Annotated in this window: 20 protein-coding genes and 2 tRNA genes; 15 read left to right on the top strand and 7 right to left on the bottom strand. The window is 69.4% G+C overall.

Annotation, left to right across the window (positions count from 1 at the left end):
* Positions 1 to 179 precede the first annotated feature (179 nt).
* The gene (locus tag QZV81_RS04345; RefSeq protein WP_292833064.1) at positions 180 to 569 is read right to left on the bottom strand and encodes a DUF2510 domain-containing protein; all 390 of its coding nucleotides are present in this window, start codon (positions 567 to 569) and stop codon (positions 180 to 182) included.
* A gap of 127 nt (positions 570 to 696) precedes the next feature.
* Between QZV81_RS04345 and QZV81_RS04340 the strand changes: the two genes are divergently transcribed.
* Positions 697 to 1,191, top strand: a complete 495-nt coding sequence (locus tag QZV81_RS04340; protein WP_292833061.1) for a MarR family transcriptional regulator — start codon at positions 697 to 699, stop codon at positions 1,189 to 1,191.
* Positions 1,192 to 1,212: 21 nt separating this feature from the next.
* On the opposite strand, the gene QZV81_RS04335 is transcribed toward QZV81_RS04340, so the two are convergent.
* On the bottom strand, positions 1,213 to 1,560 hold the full coding sequence (locus QZV81_RS04335) for an Lsr2 family protein (RefSeq protein WP_292833058.1): 348 nt from the start codon (positions 1,558 to 1,560) through the stop codon (positions 1,213 to 1,215).
* Between the two features lie 77 nt (positions 1,561 to 1,637).
* Positions 1,638 to 2,165, bottom strand: coding sequence for a methylated-DNA--[protein]-cysteine S-methyltransferase (locus QZV81_RS04330; protein WP_292833055.1), 528 nt, complete (start codon positions 2,163 to 2,165; stop codon positions 1,638 to 1,640).
* 163 nt (positions 2,166 to 2,328) lie between these two features.
* Between QZV81_RS04330 and QZV81_RS04325 the strand changes: the two genes are divergently transcribed.
* Positions 2,329 to 6,048, top strand: coding sequence for an AAA family ATPase (locus QZV81_RS04325; RefSeq protein WP_292833052.1), 3,720 nt, complete (start codon positions 2,329 to 2,331; stop codon positions 6,046 to 6,048).
* Positions 6,038 to 6,250, top strand: a complete 213-nt coding sequence (locus tag QZV81_RS04320; protein ID WP_292833049.1) for a hypothetical protein — start codon at positions 6,038 to 6,040, stop codon at positions 6,248 to 6,250. Before QZV81_RS04325 ends, QZV81_RS04320 begins: the two co-directional genes overlap by 11 nt.
* 24 nt (positions 6,251 to 6,274) lie before the next feature.
* On the opposite strand, the gene mscL is transcribed toward QZV81_RS04320, so the two are convergent.
* The 3 genes from mscL to QZV81_RS04305 are packed head-to-tail and all read right to left on the bottom strand — an operon-like array spanning position 6,275 to position 7,613.
* The gene (mscL, locus tag QZV81_RS04315; RefSeq protein ID WP_292833046.1) at positions 6,275 to 6,685 is read right to left on the bottom strand and encodes a large conductance mechanosensitive channel protein MscL; all 411 of its coding nucleotides are present in this window, start codon (positions 6,683 to 6,685) and stop codon (positions 6,275 to 6,277) included.
* A 35-nt stretch (positions 6,686 to 6,720) separates the two neighbouring features.
* Positions 6,721 to 6,999 (bottom strand): FmdB family zinc ribbon protein, encoded by a 279-nt coding sequence (locus QZV81_RS04310; protein WP_292833043.1) that lies wholly within the window; start codon positions 6,997 to 6,999, stop codon positions 6,721 to 6,723.
* Between the two features lie 17 nt (positions 7,000 to 7,016).
* Positions 7,017 to 7,613, bottom strand: coding sequence for a 5-formyltetrahydrofolate cyclo-ligase (locus QZV81_RS04305; RefSeq protein ID WP_292833040.1), 597 nt, complete (start codon positions 7,611 to 7,613; stop codon positions 7,017 to 7,019).
* 81 nt (positions 7,614 to 7,694) lie between these two features.
* Here QZV81_RS04305 and galU point away from each other — a divergent pair, with 81 nt between their 5' ends.
* The 4 genes from galU (at position 7,695) to QZV81_RS04285 (ending at position 10,382) form a co-directional block, all read left to right on the top strand.
* Positions 7,695 to 8,573 (top strand): UTP--glucose-1-phosphate uridylyltransferase GalU, encoded by an 879-nt coding sequence (gene galU / locus QZV81_RS04300; protein ID WP_292833037.1) that lies wholly within the window; start codon positions 7,695 to 7,697, stop codon positions 8,571 to 8,573.
* Between the two features lie 25 nt (positions 8,574 to 8,598).
* Complete coding sequence (locus QZV81_RS04295; RefSeq protein ID WP_292833034.1) at positions 8,599 to 9,228, top strand: GNAT family protein; 630 nt, start codon at positions 8,599 to 8,601, stop codon at positions 9,226 to 9,228.
* Positions 9,229 to 9,337: 109 nt separating this feature from the next.
* Complete coding sequence (locus QZV81_RS04290; RefSeq protein WP_292833031.1) at positions 9,338 to 10,258, top strand: large exoprotein; 921 nt, start codon at positions 9,338 to 9,340, stop codon at positions 10,256 to 10,258.
* A 48-nt stretch (positions 10,259 to 10,306) separates the two neighbouring features.
* Positions 10,307 to 10,382, top strand: a tRNA-Ala gene (locus tag QZV81_RS04285).
* Between the two features lie 140 nt (positions 10,383 to 10,522).
* Here QZV81_RS04285 and QZV81_RS04280 read toward each other — a convergent pair.
* A tRNA-Arg gene (locus tag QZV81_RS04280) sits at positions 10,523 to 10,598 on the bottom strand.
* Positions 10,599 to 10,683: 85 nt separating this feature from the next.
* On the opposite strand from QZV81_RS04280, the gene QZV81_RS04275 reads away from it, so the two are divergent.
* The 8 genes from QZV81_RS04275 to QZV81_RS04240 form a co-directional block, all read left to right on the top strand.
* Positions 10,684 to 11,529 carry a transglutaminase family protein gene (locus tag QZV81_RS04275; protein WP_292833028.1) on the top strand — a complete coding sequence of 282 codons (846 nt, stop codon included), beginning with the start codon at positions 10,684 to 10,686 and terminating at the stop codon, positions 11,527 to 11,529.
* A gap of 41 nt (positions 11,530 to 11,570) precedes the next feature.
* Entirely contained in the window at positions 11,571 to 13,238 is a 1,668-nt protein-coding gene (argS, locus tag QZV81_RS04270) for an arginine--tRNA ligase (RefSeq protein WP_292833025.1), read from the top strand.
* 4 nt (positions 13,239 to 13,242) lie between these two features.
* Positions 13,243 to 14,034 carry a DUF2993 domain-containing protein gene (locus tag QZV81_RS04265; RefSeq protein ID WP_292833022.1) on the top strand — a complete coding sequence of 264 codons (792 nt, stop codon included), beginning with the start codon at positions 13,243 to 13,245 and terminating at the stop codon, positions 14,032 to 14,034.
* A 116-nt stretch (positions 14,035 to 14,150) separates the two neighbouring features.
* Complete coding sequence (gene lysA / locus QZV81_RS04260) at positions 14,151 to 15,560, top strand: diaminopimelate decarboxylase (protein ID WP_292833019.1); 1,410 nt, start codon at positions 14,151 to 14,153, stop codon at positions 15,558 to 15,560.
* Complete coding sequence (locus QZV81_RS04255; RefSeq protein WP_292833016.1) at positions 15,557 to 16,885, top strand: homoserine dehydrogenase; 1,329 nt, start codon at positions 15,557 to 15,559, stop codon at positions 16,883 to 16,885. Before lysA ends, QZV81_RS04255 begins: the two co-directional genes overlap by 4 nt.
* A gap of 1 nt (position 16,886) precedes the next feature.
* Positions 16,887 to 17,966 carry a threonine synthase gene (thrC, locus tag QZV81_RS04250; protein WP_292833013.1) on the top strand — a complete coding sequence of 360 codons (1,080 nt, stop codon included), beginning with the start codon at positions 16,887 to 16,889 and terminating at the stop codon, positions 17,964 to 17,966.
* A complete protein-coding gene (gene thrB / locus QZV81_RS04245; RefSeq protein WP_292833010.1) occupies positions 17,963 to 18,934 on the top strand; it encodes a homoserine kinase in 972 nt (323 codons plus the stop codon). The genes thrC and thrB overlap by 4 nt, the downstream gene beginning before the upstream one ends.
* 159 nt (positions 18,935 to 19,093) lie before the next feature.
* Positions 19,094 to 20,534: transcription termination factor Rho (locus QZV81_RS04240; protein ID WP_292833007.1), on the top strand; the 1,441-nt coding region annotated here is incomplete at its 3' end.

Below are 20,534 nucleotides of genomic sequence, written 5' to 3'. Positions count from 1 at the left end.
TTCCTCGATCTCTGACCAGCGTGACGACGGCAGACGTGCAGGTCTCAGCATCTGCGAGTATGGCGTCGGCCATGGCCATGCGAACGCACTCGTCGGCTGGACCCCGGCGGGAAACGTCGCCGTCACCGTCTGACGAGCGCTCTCACCTCGATCGAGACGTCCAGTCACGGGCGCGAGAGTCAGGGGAGCTTCTCGAAGACCAGGGTCGCCTGAATCCGATCCCCTCCTCCGAACCCACCGCTGCCGGATGAGGCCGTGCTGATGGTGTGCAGGCGATATCCGAGCGCCGCCTGCATGTTGATCGCCCTCTCGAGCTCCGTGAGGTTGCCTGATCCTGTACCGAACAGCTTCTCTTTGAGAACGACCTGAAGGACGACGTAGCTCATGCCTGCGGGAGCGGGCCGCGGCTGCGCGCCCGAGACTGCGTCCGCTTGGGCGCGATTGATCATTCCGGTAACTCCGGGCTCTCTCGGCGGGGGCGGTTGCACAGTATCGGTCCATTGCTGGCCGTCCCACCAGCGCATCGTTCCCGAGCCGTCGTCATACCAGCCTGCCTGCGCATCCGCCATCGTCGAGCCCTTCCGAGTCTTGCCCGGATCCGAGCGCCGGGTGTGGATCCACCGTAGTGGCGCGTCGTGGTCCCGCCGCAAGCCCGATCGCCGGCAAGGGACTTCGCATCGACCAGAATGGTTCTTCGTGACGGGGGAAATCGAAGAAGGCTCGGCGTACTGGTACTCCGCGCCCGATGACGCGGCGAACGTGTCGGTGCTGCAGGCGCTGCGCAGCTACCGCGCGGCCGAAACGGCGATGCGCCGTCGCACGCAGCGATCGATGGACATGGGCGAGAACGAACTGCTCGTCCTGCGGTACCTCGCGCGCGCCAGCACGCGTGGCGAGCCGGTTGCTCCCGTGCAGCTATCGCGTTACCTCGGAATCACCTCGGCGTCCACGACCGCTCTGCTCGACAGGCTCGCGAAGAGCGGCCACATCACGCGCCGGCCGAATCCCGCCGACCGACGCAGCATCCTCATCACCTCCAGCCCCAAAGCCGAAGAGGACGTGCGTCACACGCTGTCTGCCATGCACGCGCGCATGATCGATGTCGTCCGCCCCATGACCGCCGCCGATCGGGCGGTCGTCATCGCATTCCTGCATGCGATGCGCGACGCCGTCGACGAGATCGACGACTGAGGCGCGAAACCTGTCGGCGCGTCAGTGCGCGGCGTCGTACGCCTCGAGAACGGATGCCGGCACGCGCCCACGCGCGGAGACCGTCAAGCCCTGCTCAGCCGCCCATGCCCGGACCGGCGCGTAGTCGCGCTGACCGCTCCGCTTCGTCACGCCGCGACTGCTCGGTGATACGCCGGCACGGGCCGAGACCGGCCGGGCTGCGGCGATATAGGGCGCGAATGCGGCTCGGAGAGCGTCGGCGTTCTCGCCGGTGAGGTCGATCTCGTACGCCGCACCGTCGAGAGAGAACAGGACGGTCTCGCCGGACCCGATCTCCAGGACTGTTCCGTCGAGGTCGTCGACGAGCTGATGCACGATTTTGCGGGCCATGGAGCAAGTGTAGTGAGCGAACCGCGCGGGGCCGTCGCGCGAGCGCGCATCGGCCCCGCGCGGCGCCCTTCGGCGGCCTACACGCCGGAGGGGTCTGGAGAGCTCGTGCGCTCCTCGAGGTCGAGAAGAAACCGCTTGCGCCCGGGATGCCCGCCGTATTCGCCGATCGAGCCGTCGCTGCGGACGACCCGATGCGCCGGGATCACGAGCGAGATCGGCGTGCGCGCACACGCCGATCCCACCGCGCGGTTTGCGCCGGGGGAGCCGGCCGCGATCGCGATCTCGGCGTAGGACGCCGTCTGTCCGTATGGGATGCGTGCGATCGCCTCCAGCGCGCCGCGGACGAAGTCGCTTGTGCCTTCGAGGTCGAGCCGCACGTCGAAGCGCCGCCGGTGGCCCGCGAAGTACTCGTCGAGCTGTGCACGGACGCCGGCCGTGGCGGCGGCATCTTCTTCCGGCACCGTGTGACGGAGCAGACCGATGCGCTGGACCGCTTCTTCGAGCGGGCGATCGAGGAATTCGAGGTGGGCGAGCCCCTCATCGGTGACGACGACGAGGGCGTGGCCGATCGGTGTCGGGTGCACCGAGAACGCTGCGTGGGTCATGTCCCCATGATGACCGGATGCCGGCCCTCGCCGGCCCGCCTCGGCCCCGATCGGTGGACAGTTCACGTCACTGCCCCGGTGGGGAGGAAACTGCGGTGCGGATTCGGGCGATACCGGCCGGTCTAGCGCGGTTCTGCGCCGCGAGAAGCCTAGTCTGGCACCTGTGTGGCGAGCAGACGGCGGAGCTGTGCGAGGCGTGAACGAGGCCGAGCACGAGAGTGTGGTGTCCCCGGGCGACCTCGGTGTCTCCGAACCCGGGGTGACCGTGCAGCATGTCGCCGCGTCGGAACGCAGTCGCCTGCGCGAAGAAGCTGCCGCGCTCGGCGGCAGGTCGACGCTTCTGCACTACACGGATGTCGGAGACGCGGGCCTGGAGATCACGAAAGCCCACCCCGGCAGCCTGCCGCAGTTCATCACGGGCCGCTCGACTCTGCTCTCCAATCTCTTCCGCGACGAGGTGGCGCTGCGCACCGCCCGCATCGCCGCCGAACGCATCGCGGCCAAGGACGTCGAACTGCGCACGACGCGGGGTCTGGACACCGTCCATCTCGCGGTCGGGATCGCCGCGTGGCGGATCGGCGGCGTTTCGTACGTCGCCCCGGTCCTGCTGCGGCCGCTCGCGATCCGCCGGCATCACACCGACTTCGACCTGAAGCTGCACGGTGCCTTCACGATCAACCCGGAGCTGGTCGAAGCGGCTCGCACGCACTTCGGCATCGCGCTCGACGGCCGGGCCCTCGCGGGACTGGCCGACCAAGACGGGCTGTTCAAGCCGCAGCCCGTGATCGACCACCTGCGAGCACTCACCGCGCACATCGACACCTTCACGGTCCACCCGCGCCTCATCGTCTCGACCTTCGCCGACGTCGCCGGGACGATGGCGCGCGATAGCGCCAACCTCGATCATCCGTTCCTCAACGCGCTCGCCGGGCACGTCTCGGATCGTGAGACCGTCTCGCTCGTGCACGCCCTTCCCAGGATCATCGGCGCCGATGACCGGCCGCCGGCATCCGACCGGCTCTTGCTGGATGCCGATGCCGAGCAGGAGGCCGTCCTCGCCCGCATCGCGACGGGACAGTCGCTCGCGGTGCACACCCTGCCGGGCACCGGGGGGACGCAGACCGTCATCAACGCGGTGGGCGAACTCGTCCGCGCCGGCAAGCGCGTCCTCGTCGTCAGCGCCCGCCGGTCGACGCTGGAGGGCGTGCGCCACCGCCTGGCCGGCATCGGCCTGCCGGGGCTGGCCGTCTCGCCCGAGCACCTGCGCCGCGATCTCATCCGGGCGATCGCACGAAACGAGAAGGCCGAACCCCCGAAGGTCGCCGACGTCGATGACGCCCTCGTGCGGCTGCGGACCGTGCTGCGCGACTATCGCGTGGCTCTGACGCACCGGCATCCGCAGATCGGCGTCTCGCCGCTCGAAGCGCTTCGCGCACTCACCACGATCGCGGCAGGCGTGCCGCAGCCGAGCGCGCAGACGCGATTCGACCTCGCGACCCTCCGAACCCTCAGCACGCGCCGCACGGAAGCCGCGATCACCCTGTCGGCCGCCGCGCGGCTGGGCGAGTTCCGCTTCGGGCCCGATGATTCGCCCTGGTACGGTGTCGCATTCGCGACCACGGACGAGGCCCGGTCGGCGCATGCTCTCGCTCGGCGCCTTCATCGCAGCGATGTGCCATCGATGCTCGAGCGCGGTTACGAGATGATCGGTCAGACGCGCATGCGTCCGTTCGCGACGCTCGCCGAGCTCGGCGGCTACATGCAGCTTCTGCAGGGCATCCGCGCTTCGCTCGATCGGTTCAGCCTCACCGTCTTCGAACGCCCACTGGACGAGCTCATCCAGGCGCACGGTCCGCGCCGCGATTCCACTACGATGTCGGGTCCGCAGCGCCGGCGGCTGCGTCAGCTGTCGAGGGAATATGTCCGACCGGGCATGCATATCACCGACATGCACGAAGCGCTGTTGCGCGTGCAGCACCAGCGCGCGCAGTGGGAGCGACTCGTGGATGCCGGTGTCACCCCCGAGATTCCGCTCGGACTCGACGACGTCGCCACGGCGTTGCAGCGGGTCGCTGCCGATCTGAGCGAACTGGATCGGGCCCTCGGCCGCACGGACGCGCTCGCAGCCCTCCCGATCCCGGTGCTGCTCAGGACCCTCGCGGGCCTCGCCGCGGAGTCGGACGTGTTCGACAATCTCGTCGAGCGGGCGACTCTTCGTGGCGAGCTGGCGGCGATGGGACTCGAACCGCTCCTGACCGAGTTGTCGATGCGGCACGTCCCGGAAGGCGACGTCGCCGCCGAGTTCGAGTTCGCCTGGTGGCAATCGGCGCTTGAGGCGATGCTGCGCTCGGACCGCGCGCTCCTCGGTGCGAACACGTCGGTCGTCGATCGCCTCGAGCGCGACTACCGTCTGGTCGATGAAGCGCACGCGGCGTCAGCCGGCCCGTTGCTCGCGGCGGAACTCGCCACCCGCTGGAAGATCGCGATCGTCGACGAAGCCCGCGAGACGTCGGCGCTCAAGCACGCGCTGCGCGGCGGTTCGGCCACGGCTGCCGAGCTCGCCCAGGCCGCGCCGACTCTGCTGCGCACACTCGCGCCGGTGTGGCTCGCGTCGCCGTACGAGGTTCCCGGCATCCCGGATGCTGCCGACTTCGACGTCGTCGTCATCGCCGACGCGGCCGCCCTGTGCCTGAGCGAAGCGGCTCCGGCACTGCGCCGCGGTCGCCAGATCGTCGTCTTCGGCGACCCCGTGACGCAGAAGCCGACGCCGTTCCGCATCTCGGCCGGAATGCCCGTCGAGGGCGAGGAGGAGCCTGAGGTTCCCTTCGACGAGGTCAGCGTGTTCGAGCGTGTGGCGGAACTGATCCCCGTCGAGACCCTGACCCGCAGCTACCGCGCCGGCGGTGAAGACCTCGCGCAGCTCGTGAACGATGCGTTCTACGGAGGGGAGATCGTCTCGCTTCCGTGGGCCGGCTCCTACCTGGGACGGGGCAGCCTGAGCGTGGACTACGTCGAGGGCGGCACGAGCACCCCGGATCCGGTCACCGGCGCCGTCGAGAGCCCGGATGCGGAAGTCGCCCGGGTCGTCACTCTCGTCGTCGAGCACGCGGTCAACCGCCCCACCGAGTCGCTGATGGTGGTCACGGCATCGTCCCGGCACGCCGAACGCGTGCGCGCGGCGGTCGCGTCGGCCTTCGCGGGGCGCTCCGACGTCGCGGACTTCGTCGGACGCGACACGGCCGAGCCCTTCGCCGTTCTGGGCCTGGAGGAATCGGTGGCCGAAAGCCGCGATCGCGTCATCTTCTCGCTCGGCTTCGGGCTGACGAAGCACGGGCGGGTGCTCAGCGACTTCGGCGATCTGTCCGGACCCGACGGTGAGCGCCTGCTCACGGTCGGGATGACCCGGGCGCGCCGGTCGATGGTCATCGTCTCGTCGATCAGGCCGTCGACGGTCGAGGAGGGGCGTCTCGAATCAGGCGCGGCGAGCCTCATGTCGATCCTCGGGGGCATCGCCGCCCGCCCCCGCGAGTCGCGCCGGGAAGACCAGGCCGACCCGTTGACCCTCACGCTCGCGCAGCACCTGCGGAGTCTCGGAGTCTCGGTCGATGTGGACTATCACGGCCGGCTGCCCCTCGTCGCGCAGTACAAGGGCAAGGCCGTGGTCACCGAGAGCGACTCGGACGCAAGCCGGGACAGCTTGCGTGAGACGCTTCGCCTCCGGCCCCAGATCCTGCGCCGACTGGGCTGGCATTACATCCGCGTGCACGCGTTCGATCTGTACAGCGACCCGGCGGGCGTGGCGTCGCGCATCGCCGCGATTCTCGGCGTGCAGCCCGAGACCCCGACCGCGCGGACGCCGACCCAGCCGATCGATGTCTCCTGACCGCCAGCGCATCGTCCGTGTGGCCGGCGGTCGGCGGGTGCAGCTGACGCCGGCACCCGGGACACGACCCGAGCCGATCCCCGCCGATGAGTCAGGCATCGCTGAGTCGGGCATCGCGGCGGCGGGTGCGGAATCGGCGGTCGGCCCGGCATCCGGCCCGAACGATGAGCGCCTCCGGCTGGACGTTCCGCCGCACTACTAGCGTGCCCCGGGAGCGCGCACGCGCTCACACCGAGCGATCGCGGCCGAGCAGGTCGCGGATCTGGATGAGGAGCTCCTGCTCGGTGGGGAGCACTGCAGCTTCTTCCGTGACGCCGGCCTTGGCCGCCTGACGCTCTGTGAAGTGGTTCATCGGCACGACGAACACGAAGTAGACGACCAGTGCGACCGCGATGAAGCTGATGAGCGCATTCACGAGTCCGCCGATCGGGAAAATGACGGGTCCGTTCAGTCCCTGGATCGTGGGTCCGATCGCCCCCGTGGCTTCGTCGGCCGCCCATACCAGCGAGATCAGCGGCGTGATGATCGCGGCCACGACAGCGTTGACGACGGCGGTGAACGCAGCGCCGATGACGACGGCGACGGCGAGGTCGACGACGTTGCCTCGCATGATGAAGTCCTTGAAACCCTGGATCACGTCAATGACCTTCCTGTGCGGCGGATCGAGCCGACCTACGATCCCGACGACGCGGGAGAGGGCTTCGCCTCGGGCTTCGATGATGCCGGAGTCGCCGCGGCGGCGCCACCCGTCTCACCGCTGGGTTTGGCAGCGGCTGCGCGCGAATCAGTGCGGTAGAAGCCGCCGCCGTTGAACGTGACCCCGATCGAGCCGTACTGCTTGCGCAAGACTCCGCCGCACTCGGGGCACTCGGTCAGGGCTGAGTCCGTGAAAGGCTGGACGGCGTCGAAGCGGTGACCGCACTGCGTGCAGGTATAGGCATAGGTGGGCATGGATCCTCGGTGTGGGTTCAGCGCCGGTGCGGCGCGAGCGTGATCGTGCGGGTGGGGGTGACGACCCCCGTGACGGGCTGGTCGTGGCGGTCCCGCGGGACCTCGTCGACGAGCTCGGAGTCGAAGATGACGGCGTAGACCGGAGGGCACTGCTCCATCGACCCGACGGTCTTGTCGAAGTAGCCTCGGCCCCAGCCGAGGCGCATGCCGGTGTGATCGACCGCGGCGGCGGGGATCACGAGCAGGTCGACGTCGTTCACGGCGAGGGGGCTCAGCACCTCGCCGATCGGCTCGGGCATGCCGAAGAGGCCTTCCGCGATCTCGCCGTCCGGATCGGCGACGACCCAGTCCAGCAGGCCGTCGCGGCGGGTGATCGGCAGGAGCACGCGGATGCCGCGCGCCACCGCACCACGAATGAACTCGTGCGTGCCGGGTTCGGCGGGGGCGGACAGGTAACACGACAGCGACCGGGCGCCCAACTGGTCGGCGAGCGCGTCGAGCTGGACCTTCACGCCGGCTGACGCTGTCTCGCGCGCGGCTTCGGAGCGCTGCTGACGCCGCTCGCGCAAGTCGGCGCGGAGCGCCCGCTTGGCGTCGTCGATCGCGTCCGTCATGGTCCGATTGTAGGCGGCGATGCCGCGTCATCGGGTCCGCGCCGGAACGCGGGTGTCGCCGACGCTGGCTAGGGTGGAATCATGATCCGCACTCCCATCAAGGCCGTCATCCCCGCCGCGGGGCTGGGCACCCGCTTCCTCCCGGCGACGAAGGCGATGCCGAAGGAGATGCTTCCCGTCGTCGACAAGCCGGCGATCCAGTACGTCGTCGAAGAGGCGGTCGCGGCGGGCATCGATGACATTCTCATCATCCTCGGGCGCAACAAGAACAACATCTCCAACCACTTCGACTCGATGCCCGAGCTCGAGTCGACCCTCCTGAAGAAGGGCGATCTCGAGAAGCTCGAGCACGTTCAGCGGTCCAACGATCTTGCCGACATCCACTTCGTCCGTCAGGGTGAGCCCAAGGGACTCGGGCACGCCGTGCTGCGCGCGCGCCACCATGTGGGCGAGTCCACTTTTGCCGTACTCCTCGGCGATGACCTGATCGACGAGCGCGACCCGCTGCTGCCGAAGATGCTCGCCGAGAACGCCGCGACCGGGCTCACTGTCGTGGCGCTCATGGAGGTCGACCCCGAGCACATCCACCTGTATGGCGCGGCGGCCGTCGAGCCGACCGATGATCCCGACGTCGTGCGGGTCACCGGGCTGGTGGAGAAGCCCAGCAAAGAAGACGCGCCGTCGAACTACGCGATCATCGGCCGGTACGTCCTCACACCCGGGGTCTTCGACATCCTCGAGCGCACCGCACCGGGCAAGGGTGGCGAGATCCAGCTGACCGACGCTTTGCAGGAGCTTGCCACCACCGACGGCGTGCTCGGCGTCGTCTTCCGAGGTCGCCGTTACGACACCGGCGATAAGGTGGACTACATAAAGGCCATCGTGCAGCTGGCCGCGGACCGCGAGGACCTCGGGCCCGACCTGCGCCCGTGGCTCAAGGACTTCGCGGCGCAGCTCTGACGTCGCCTCGCCGAGAGGGAGACCCGTGGACCTGACGGTGCCCCGGCGGCACGGGCCGATCTCGATCCGCCTGGTGAGGCAGCGCGATGCCCGTGTCATCCAGGCGGAGCTGATCGGCAATCGGTCGTGGCTGCGGCCGTGGGAGGCGACAAACCCCGATGGTCCCGTGTCGTTCGATATGCGCGCGGGGGTGCGCCGCCTGCTTCAGCAGTACCGCGATGGCGGCGGCATTCCGCTCGTGATGGAGTACGAGGGCGAAATCGCCGGGCAGCTGAACGTCTGGGGCATCGCACGCGGGTCTTTGGCATCGGCCACGATCGGCTACTGGGTCAGCGAGCGGTTCGCCGGTCTCGGCATCACGCCGACGAGTGTGGCGCTTGCCACCGATCTGTGCTTTCGCGAGCTGCACCTGCACCGGATGGAGATCTGCATCCGTCCGGAGAACGTCGCGAGCCTGCGCGTGGTCGAGAAGCTCGGCTTCCGCTACGAGGGCCTGCGACGGCGCTACATCCATATCGCGGGCGACTGGCGCGACCATTACGCATTCGCCCTCGTGCGGGAGGATGTCCCCGAGGGCGTGCTCGAGCGGTGGGTGTCCGGCCGCGTCCCCGCCGGCGCTACCGTGATCCCGCCGGCGGATCGGCCGCCGACCTGAGCGGATGACGCACGTCACTTCGCGCGAGTGACCTTCACCCTCCACTCGAACTTCAGACACGCGGCGCGATGACCGGGTCTCCTGACGATCGGGACCTAGCGTGGTCCCCATGGGCGGGCAGGTACTCGGGGGCGGCGTGGTGGTCGCGGTCGCGGTCGCACTGTGGCTCGTGTATCTGCTGCCTTCGTGGCACGGACGGCATCAGTACAACGCCGCCGAGCGCAACGCGGTTCGACTCAGCCGGGCCCTCCGCGTGCTCGCGGAGACGAGCGAAACTCCCCGCGAGGTGCACCTCGAGCTGAACGCGCGGACGGCGCTCGCACAGCAGCGACTGGCCCGCCGCGCGCAGTCCGAACGCGAGCGCGCGCGGCTCGAGAGTGCGAAGGCGGAGCTCGCTGCCGAGCGTGCGCAGTCCAGGAGGGATGCCGCTCTCGCCCGCGAGCGCGCGGCGAGCGCGTCTGCCGCCGCGGCGGCCGTTCCCGCGGTGCGTCGCGCGCGCACGCGTCGACGTGTGCGGCTGGGTGCGACCGCCGTCGGGCTCGTCGCGGCCGGACTGGCCGGGTGGGGTGGCGTGGAAGTGGCGCACGCAGGTTCGCCGGCGCTGTTGTGGTCGGCCGTCGCGGTCATGAGTGCCTGTGGACTCGCGCTCCAGCGCATCTGGGCCGTGCAGCGACGTGCTCTGCAGCGGGAGCGCGTAGCGGTCGCACCGCGTGCGGCGGGTCACCTCCAGGATGTCGCGCTGAGATCTGAGAGCACCACGTGGACTCCGCGCGAGCTGCCGCGCCCGCTGACGGCGTCGGCCGGATCGCGGGCGGCAGCGGTCCTCGACGTGGCCGAAGCGCGGGAGGGCCTTCGCCGCGCTGCGGTCGAGGAAGCGATGCGGGCACGCGCTGAGCGCGCACGCCCCCCCTCGATCCAGGCCGCGCGTGCGGCGCGCGGTGAGGAGTTCACCGGCAGCGCGACCACCGGCGACGACGCCATCGAAGCTCACGTCCGGCAGCTGCTCGAGCGCCGCGCCTCCGGCCAGTGACCCGGTTCGGCCCGGTCTGTGCCGCGTGATAATGTAACGGAGGTCCTTGGGCCTGTGGCGCAGTTGGTAGCGCGCCTCGTTCGCATCGAGGAGGTCAGGGGTTCGAATCCCCTCAGGTCCACCAGAAGAGGCTTGCTCAAAACAGTGCCGTCGTGCACGGAGCCTCGTGAAACGCCCCGGTCCATTGTTGGCCGGGGCGTTTCGGTCGGCAGACGCGCGCTGGAGACCGGCACGGTCCCGAACACCGCGATCCCCTGTCCCCACTGGTGCCCCCGGCGGGAATCGAACCCACGACCTTTGGTACCGGAAACCAACGCTCTATCCCCTGAGCTACGGAGGCGCACCGACCGAGACTATCACCGCGAGATCGGCGGGCGCGAACAGCCCGAGCAGGGCCACCCCCGAGGGCATGCGAGGATGCTGGGGTGCACCGCATCCTGACCGCTGAACTCGACCTGGAACTGGGGTCGTCCGCCGACCTGATCTTCCAGATCTCGGCGGCTCGGCCGGCCCCCGTCGTGCGCGAAGAATTGACGTTCACCCAGGGGGATCGCGTGTATACGCCGACCGAGGTGGTCGACCAGTCCGGAAGCCGTCTGCACCGGGTGCTCGGCGATGCCGGCCCCCTCCAGGTGCGCTACGAAGCAGTGATCGACGGGCAGGTCGCGCCGCGCTCGACGAGTGACATCGAGGCCATCACCTACCTTCGCCCGAGCCGCTATTGCCAATCCGACGAGGTCTTCTCGCAGGCTCGCCGGCAGTTCCGCGGGCTGCAGGGAATCGACCTCATCACGGCGGTGAGCGAGTTCGTCGCCTCGAGCACCACCTACACGCCCGGGCTCAGTCAGGGCACGGATTCCGCGGTGACCACCCTCATGACCGGCCAGGGCGTCTGCCGCGACTACGCGCACGTCGTCATCGCACTGCTGCGCGCCATGGACATGCCCGCTCGCTACACGGCGTGCTTCGCGCCGGGCCTCCGGCCGATGGACTTCCACGCGGTGGCCGAGGCCTACCTCGATGGGAGCTGGTACGTCATCGACGCGACGCGCTTGGCCAACCGGCGCTCGCTCGTGCGCATCGCGACCGGCCGCGACGCCGCCGACTGCGCATTCCTCAGCTACCACGGCGGGCACGTGAGTCTGCAGCACATGCGGGTGGATGCCTGCATCCTCGCCGATGATGCGGCCGATGCCGCGACCCTCGACGTGGCGTTCACGGCATCCGATCCCGAGGCCGACGATATCGCCGAGCTGATCCAGCTCGCCTGACGCGGGGCGGCCAGTCTCGACGCCCGTAGAATTGCCGGGTCATGAATCCTGAAGCACTCGCCGCCGCCCTTCTCGCCGCCGTCAGCCCGCTCGCCGAGGCTCGACGTCCCGGGTCCAGCGACGGCTGGAGCGCGGCCGACTTCGTGCTCGAGCGTCCCAAGAACCGCGATCACGGCGACTGGGCCTCGAACGCCGCCATGAAGCTCGCGAAGGGCCTCGGCGCGCATCCCCGCGAGTTCGCCGCCGAGATCGCCGTCGCGCTCGCGGCGGCCGATGGTGTCGCGAGCGTCGAGGTCGCCGGGCCCGGCTTCATCAACATCCGCCTCGAGGCGGGCGCGGCGGGAGCCCTCGCCCGGACGATCGTGCAGGCCGGGGCCGCCTTCGGCACGAACGACACGCAGCGCGGCCAGACCATCAATCTCGAGTTCGTGAGCGCGAACCCGACGGGCCCCATGCACATCGGCCACACGCGATGGGCCGCGCTCGGAGACGCGATCGCCCGCGTGCTGCTCGCGAGCGGAGCGACCCTGGTCCGCGAGTTCTACGTCAATGACGCCGGCGCCCAGATGGACCGGTTCGGCCGGTCGGTGCTGGCGCGCGCGAAGGGCGAGCCGACGCCCGAGGACGGGTACCCGGGCCTGTACATCGACGAGCTCGCGCGCCGCGTGCTCGACAAGCGCCCCGACCTGCTCGAACTGACGGCAGACGAGCAGATGGCTCAGGCGCGCGACCTCGCCTACGCGCTCCAGCTCGGCGACCTGCAGGCATCGCTCGAGAAGTTCAACGTGCATTTCGACGTGTTCTTCAGCGAGCGCACGCTCCACGCGAAGGGCCCGCACGGCGAGCCGAGCCTCGTGGACGAGGCGGTCGATCGCCTCCGTGCGCAGGGTCACGTCTTCGACCAGGATGACGCCGTCTGGGTGCGGACGACCGAGTTCGGCGACGACAAGGACCGCGTGATCCGCCGTTCGAACGGGGAGTACACCTATTTCGCGGCGGATGCGGCGTACTACCTCAATAAGAGCGACCGCGGTTACGCGCACAAGATCTATCTGCTCGGCGCCGACCACCACGGCTACGTCCACCGCCTCAAGGCGCTCGCCGGAGCCGCGGGCGACGACCCGGAGCGCGACATCGAGGTGCTGATCGGGCAGCTCGTGTCGGTCAACGGTGCGAAGCTCTCCAAGCGCGCCGGAAACATCATCGAGCTCGACGACCTGCGCGAATGGCTCGGCACCGACGCTCTGCGCTACTCCCTGGCCCGGTACCCGGCTGACTCGCCGCTGACGCTGGACCCGGAGGTGCTCACGAAGCGCACGAACGACAACCCCGTTTTCTACGTGCAGTACGCCCACGCGCGCACGCACAACGTCAGCCGCAACGCCGCCGACTCACGCGTGACGCGTGAGGCGTTCGCGCCGGAGCTGCTGAACGATGAGACCGAGTCGGCGCTCCTCGGTGCGCTGCAGGAGTTTCCGCGGATCGTCGCGTTCGCCGCCGAGGTGCGCGAGCCGCATCGCGTCGCGCGCTACCTTGAGGAGCTCGCCGGGCTCTACCACCGCTGGTACGACAACTGCCGTGTCACGCCGCTCGGCGACGAGGACGTCACCGACCTTCACCGCACACGCCTGTGGCTCAATGACGCCACCGGTCAGGTGCTGCGCAACGGCCTGGACCTGCTCGGTGTGAGCGCACCCGAACGGATGTGACGCTGTGACCGAGGCGCGCACGATCCTCGCCGGTGAACCGGCTCCGCCGAAGCGTCGTCGGTGGCTCTGGCCGGTCGCGGTGCCGGCTGTGGCCGCGCTCGCAGCGGGCGCCTGGCTCGCGGGGGAGTACATCGCTCGCGGCATCGTCGAGACGAGCGTCCGCGATCGGGTCATCACTCAGCTGTCGCTGCCGGCCGATCAGCTGATCGATGTCGATGTGCCCGGACCGGTCATTCCGCAGCTGATGATCGGGAGCTTCGGGGACATGACGATCTCGTCCGAGGACGTGACGTTGGAGGGTCTCACGGCGGACATCACCGTCAACGCTCAAGACGTTCCGCTGCGCGGCGGTGATTGGAGCGGCGGGTCCGCGCGGATCCGGCTCGATGAGGACCAGGTGCAGATGCTGCTCGCGCAGGTCGACGGTTTTCCGGCCGACTCCGTGGAGCTGAACGAGCCCGACGTGACGGCGAACTTCGATCTGCAGGTGTTCGCCCTCACGGTGCCCGTGGGCGTCTCGCTGACGCCGCGCGCGGCGGACGGCGACATCGTGCTCACACCGTCGTCGTTGCAAGTCGGTGGGGGGGTCGTCTCGGCGGAATCGCTCACGCAGAGTTTCGGTGCGATGGCCGCGCCCGTCCTGCGCGATTGGGAGGTCTGCATCGCAGATCGGCTGCCGAGCACGCTCACCCTGACCGCGATCGCGGTTCAGGGGGCGCAGATCGTCGCCGATCTGGAGATCGACAGCGCGCTCCTGTACGACGACGGAGCGTCTGAACTCGGCACCTGTTCGTGACCCACGCCGATGGGGGCGCGCGCATCGGTGCCCTAGACTGAGTGGACCGTCTGCCCGGATGGCCGGAGCGTGAATACGCCGCACGCCGTCTGTGTCCCATCCGATTGGTGCCCCTCGTGTCTGCCGTCCCCGACCGCCCGCTCGTCCCCGACTGGCTCGCCGCGCCGAAAGATGCGAATGCGCTCGCCGCGGGCGTCTGGCCGGCATCCGCCCACCGTGACGACCAGGGTGTGCTCGAGGTCGCGGGGGTCTCGGTCGCGCAGCTGCGCGACACGTACGGCACACCGCTTTATGTGATCGATGAGGATGCCGTGCGCGCCCGCGCGCGCGAAGTCCGCCGGGCCTTCGATGCGGCCGCGGCTCGCCACGGCACGCGGGCGCGCGTCTACTACGCCGGCAAGGCGTTCCTGTCGACCGAAGTCGTGAGGTGGGTCACCGGCGAGGGCCTCGCGGTCGACGTCGCGACGGCGGGGGAGCTCGCGGTCGCCCTGGCCGCGGGCGCCGACCCCGCACGGATCGGCCTGCACGGCAACAACAAATCCGTGGCCGAGCTCACTCAGGCCGTTGAGATCGGCATCGGTTCGGTCGTTCTCGACAGCCCGATCGAGCTCGAGCGGCTCGCGGCGATCGCCGAACGCCGCGGTGCTGTGCAAAGCGTCTCGGTGCGCGTCAACAGCGGTGTCCACGCCGAGACCCACGACTTCCTCGCGACGGCCCATGAGGACCAGAAATTCGGGTTCGCGCTGACGGATGCCGCGGCCGCCGTCGCCCGCATCCGCGAACTGCCGTCGCTGCGGTTCGTGGGCTTGCACTGCCACATCGGCTCGCAGATCTTCGGCACCGCCGGGTTCGAGGAATCAGCCGGACGCCTCGTCGAGCTCCACGCTGAGCTCCTCGCCGGGGGCGAGATCCCCGTCCTCAACCTCGGGGGCGGGTTCGGCATCGCCTACACCTCGGCAGACACCCCGACGCCGATCGAGCAGCTGGCCGACGGCATCGTCGACGCAGTCGCGCGGGAGTGTGATGTCCGCGGCATCCCGATGCCGAACCTGGCGTTCGAACCCGGACGCACGATCATCGGGCGCGCGGGGATCACCCTGTATGAGGTCGGCACGGTCAAGCCTGTACAGGTGAGCGACGACCTCACGCGGCTCTACGTGAGCGTCGACGGCGGCATGAGCGACAACGCGCGTCCGGCACTGTACGGCGCACAGTACTCGGCGCGCGTCGTCTCACGCACCTCGTCCGCTGAGCCGGCGCTCGCTCGCGTCGTCGGGCGGCACTGCGAATCGGGCGACATCGTCGTCGATGCCGAATACCTGCCGGCCGATATCACGCCGGGCGACCTGGTGGGCGTTCCGGCCACCGGCGCCTACTGCTACTCGCTCGCCAGCAACTACAACTTCGTCCCTCGCCCACCGGTCATCGCCGTCCGGGGCGGCGCAGCGCGCGTCATCGTGCGCGGGGAGACGATCGACGATCTGCTGGCGCGCGATGCCGGCGTCAGCACCGAGGAGCTCGCATGACCGAATACCGTCGCTTGCGGGTCGCGCTGCTGGGTGCCGGAGCCGTCGGCTCACAGGTCGCCGATCTGCTGCGCAAGCACGCGGATGAATTGGCCGACCGTGCGGGTGCGGCTCTGGATCTCGTCGGGATCGCCGTGCGTGATCCCGATGCACCGCGCGAGGTCGACCTTCCGCGCGAGCTGTTCACGACCGACGCCGAGCAGCTCATCATCGGCGCCGACATCGTGATCGAGCTGATGGGTGGCATCGAGCCGGCGCGTACCTACATCCTGCAGGCCCTGAACTCCGGCGCCGACGTCGTCACGGCAAACAAGGCACTGCTCGCCTCGCACGGCCCCGAGATCTTCGACGCCGCCGACCAGGTCGGCGCCTCGGTGTACTACGAAGCCGCGGCCGCCGGCGCAATCCCCATCATCCGCCCGCTGCGTGATTCGCTCGCCGGTGACCGCGTGCAGCGCATCATGGGCATCGTCAACGGCACGACCAACTACATCCTCGACCGGATGGACCGTGAAGGAAGCGAATTCGCAGATGTCCTTGCCGACGCGCAGGCCCTCGGGTACGCGGAGTCGGATCCGACGGCGGACATCGAAGGTTATGACGCGGCACAGAAGGCGGCCATCCTCGCGTCGCTCGCCTTCCACACGGCCGTCCCGCTGACGGCCGTGCACCGCGAGGGAATCACCCATGTCGACAAGTGGGTGATGGATGCCGCGCGTCACGCCGGCTATGTCGTCAAACTCCTCGCTGTCTGTGAGCGGATCGTGGGCGGCACCCCCGGTGAGCACGGTGGTGACGCGATCTCCGTGCGGGTCTACCCCGCACTGGTTCCGCGCGAGCACCCGCTGGCGAGCGTCCGCGGTGCCAACAACGCGGTTTTCGTGCAGGCCGAAGCCGCCGGCAACCTGATGTTCTACGGTGCCGGTGCTGGTGGGGTACAGACCGCGTCCGCGGTTCTCGGTGATGTCGTCTCGGCGGCGCGCCGCCACATCGCAGGCGGTGTGGGGGTCGGTGAATCCACTCGCGCCAATCTGCCGGTTCTGCCGATCGGGCGAGTCACGACCCGCTACCAGATCACGCTCGAAGTCTCGGATGAGCCGGGGGTTCTGGCGACGGTCGCCGGCATTCTCAGCGATGGCCGCGTCTCGATCGCGACAGTCGAGCAGACCGTGCTCACGCACGGCAACGGCGATCCGGGAGTGGCCCGCATCGTCATCGGAACCCACCGAGCGCTCGAACAGGATCTCAGCGAGACCGTGGATCGCCTTGCCGCCAGCGGTGTCGTGGGGCGGGTCGTATCGGTTCTGAGAGTAGAAGGAGACTGACATGGCACATGTATGGCAGGGAGTCATGCGCGAGTACGCCGACCGGCTGGGCGTCACGGACGCGTCGACGGTCGTCACGCTGGGAGAGGGCGGAACGCCGTTGATTCCGGCGGCATCCCTCTCGCAGATGACCGGCGCGGACGTCTACATCAAGTTCGAGGGCATGAACCCGACCGGCTCGTTCAAAGACCGGGGCATGACGCTCGCGCTCTCGCGCGCCGTCGAGCACGGCGCGAAGGCGGTCATCTGCGCCTCGACCGGCAACACGTCCGCCTCGGCCGCCGCCTATGCGGCGCATGCCGGGATCACGGCGGCCGTCCTCGTGCCCGAGGGCAAGATCGCGATGGGCAAGCTCAGTCAGGCGGTCATCCACAATGGGCGCCTCATCCAAGTGCGCGGCAATTTCGACGACTGCCTCGAGATCGCCCGAGAGCTTGCCGACCACTATCCGGTCCACCTCGTGAACTCCGTGAACCCGGACCGCATCGAGGGCCAGAAGACGGCGGCGTACGAGGTGGTGACGCAGCTCGGAAACGGCCCCGACTTCCACTTCATCCCCGTCGGCAACGCCGGAAACTACACCGCCTACTCACGCGGCTACCGCGAGGAGGTCGCGCGGGGAGTGGCCACCACGGTGCCGCGGATGTTCGGCTTCCAGGCGGAGGGCTCGGCCCCGCTCGTGCGGGGCGAGATCGTGCGCAACCCCGAGACGATCGCTTCAGCGATCCGCATCGGCAACCCCGCTTCGTGGGAGCTGGCGCTCGAAGCCCGCGATGCGACCGACGGATGGTTCGGCGCGATCGATGACGCCCGCATCCTCGCGGCACAGAAGCTGCTGGCCGGCACGGTCGGCGTCTTCGTCGAGCCGGCGTCCGCGATCAGTGTCGCGGGCCTGCTCGACCGGGCCGAGGCGGGGGTCATTCCCGCCGGCGCGAAGGTCGTGCTGACCGTCACGGGACACGGACTGAAGGACCCGCAGTGGGCCCTGCGCAACGCGGACGGGACCGATGTCGCCCCGACCATCGTCGACGCCTCGACCAGCGAGGTCGCCGCCGTGCTCGAGCTCACCACTCAGGCATGACCACGAGGGAGTCGGGCGCCGTCCCGGCATCTGTCGACGCACGCGCCGTCGTGGTGCGGGTTCCGGCGACGAGCGCCAATCTGGGCCCCGGCTTCGACACCCTGGGGCTGGCGCTCAGTGCCTACGACGAGCTGACGGTCACGCAGCTCCCGGCGCCCGGTCTGGAGATCCTCGTCACCGGTGAGGGAGCGGCGGAGGTTCCGGTCGACGCGTCGCACCTCGTCGTGCGTGCGATCGCCTCCGCGTACCGGTCGATCGGTCGGGAGCTCCCCGGCCTCCGCCTGGAAGCACTCAACACGATCCCGCACGGGCGAGGGCTGGGCTCATCCGGCGCGGCTGTCGTCGCCGGTCTGCTGGCGGCCAAGGGTCTGCTCGCGGGAGAGGTCGACTTCGACGATGCGACTCTGCTCCGCCTGGCGACCGAACTGGAGGGGCACCCCGACAACGTCGCCCCGGCCCTGTTCGGCGGGCTGACCATCGCGTGGATGGACGCGTCCGGCCCGCAGCACAAGAAGCTTCTCGTGCACCGTGGCGTGTCTCCTGTCGTGTTCATCCCGGAGTTCACGATGTCGACGTCGGTCGCGCGTGGACTCGCGCCGTTGAACGTGCCGCGAGAGGATGCCGTGTTCAATGTCTCGCGGTCTGCCCTGCTCATCGCGGCGCTCACTCAGAGCCCGGAGCTGCTGATGGCGGCGACGGAGGACAAGCTTCACCAGTCCTACCGTGCCCATGCGATGCCGGCAACCGATCTGCTCGTCCGCGCGCTGCGGGCCGAGGGCTTTGCGGCCGTCGTCTCGGGGGCGGGACCGAGCGTGCTCGTCCTCGCCGACGGTCCCGGTAGGCGCCTCGCGGCGGCCGAGGTCGCGGCATCCGCCACGGACCACCCCTGGGAGGCCCGCATGCTGGCCGTCGACGTCAGGGGTGGTACAGTGAGGGACTATCCGGAGGGTTCCACGTCTCGCACGTGAATCTGGCCTCCGTCGCATTCTGCGAACCCCTGCATCATCCCCGCTGCACCGCCATCCGAGATCCGCTCCGGGTCTCACGATGTCCGCACGGGATTGCGCGCCCGTCGTGGACGGCGCTCGATGCGGTTGCCCCATCCACTTGCCAATGAAGGAGAACTCGTGGAGTCCCTCTCCGAGACCCAGACCGAAGAAGACCAGATCGTGCACGAAGATGCCTCGATCGCGAATGCCGTGAGCTCCGCCGCCGATGACGCTCCCGGTGAGGAAGCTCCCGTGGCGGAGTCGCCCGCGGAGCAGGCTCCCGCCGAGCAGGCTCCCGCCGAGGAGGTTCCTGTCGAGGAGGATCCCGTGGCGGAGGTGCCCGTGGAGGAAGTCCCCGTGGAGCAGGTTCCCGTCGCGGAGGGCCCCGTCGCGGAGCTGCCGGAGGAGGTTCCCGTGGAGGAAGTCCCCGTGGCGGAGAGCCCCGTCGCGGAGGGCCCCGTCGCGGAGCTGCCGGAGGCGGACCTTCTCGTTGAGGAGGCCGCCCCGGTCGTCAAGGCGCCGCGCAAGCGCGCCCCGCGCCGCGCCAAGAGCACCGACCTGCTTGCCGCCGAGGCCGTACCCGCTCCCGTGGATGCGCCGGCATCCGAAGAGGTCGCGACCGCGGCACCGGCCGGCGAGTCGCCCGTCGCTGACGGTGAAGAGGCTGCGAGCTCGGCTGAGGGCGAGGCCGTCGTGGAGGACGAGACCTCGTCTGAGGGGCAGGCCGTCGTGGAGGACGAGACCTCGTCCGACGGGCAAGCTTCCGCCGACGGCGAGCCGAGTGGCCGATCCCGCAGCCGTTCGCGCAGCCGCAGCCGAAACCGAAACGGCCAGAACGGCAACGCGCAGAACGGCAACGCGCAGAACGGCAACGCGCAGAACCAGCCGGCCGACCCCGCGGAAGACGCGGCCGATGACGACGACCAGCCGCAGAGCGGCGCTCGCGGTCGCCAGCGCACTACCAAGCGCCGCGGCCAGGGCGGCCAGGGCGACGAGTTCGACACCGAGATCGGCGCGGATGACGTGCTCATCCCGATCGCGGGCATCCTGGATGTACTCGACAACTACGCCTTCGTCCGGACCACCGGTTATCTGCCCGGCACGAGCGACGTCTACGTCTCGCTCGGCCAGGTCAAGAAGTACAACCTCCGCAAGGGCGACGCCGTCGTCGGTGCGATCAAGCAGCCGCGCGAGGGTGAGCAGTCCAGCCGCCAGAAGTACAACGCGCTGGTCAAGGTCGATTCCGTCAACGGACTTTCGGTCGAGGATGCGGCTGTGCGCGTCGAATTCGGTCAGCTCACGCCACTGTATCCGCAGGAGCGTCTGCGCTTGGAGACCGCCCCCGAGAAGCTCACACAGCGGATCATCGACCTGGTCGCGCCCATCGGCAAGGGTCAGCGCGGACTCATCGTCGCGCCACCCAAGGCGGGCAAGACGATCGTGCTGCAGCAGATCGCCAACGCGATCGCGACGAACAATCCCGAGGTCCACCTGATGGTCGTGCTCGTCGACGAGCGACCCGAGGAGGTCACCGACATGCAGCGCACCGTCAAGGGCGAGGTCATCGCCTCGACCTTCG

Source organism: Microbacterium sp., from assembly GCF_011620665.1.
Lineage (GTDB): Bacteria > Actinomycetota > Actinomycetes > Actinomycetales > Microbacteriaceae > Microbacterium.
This window is presented reverse-complemented; position numbering and strand designations above follow the sequence as displayed.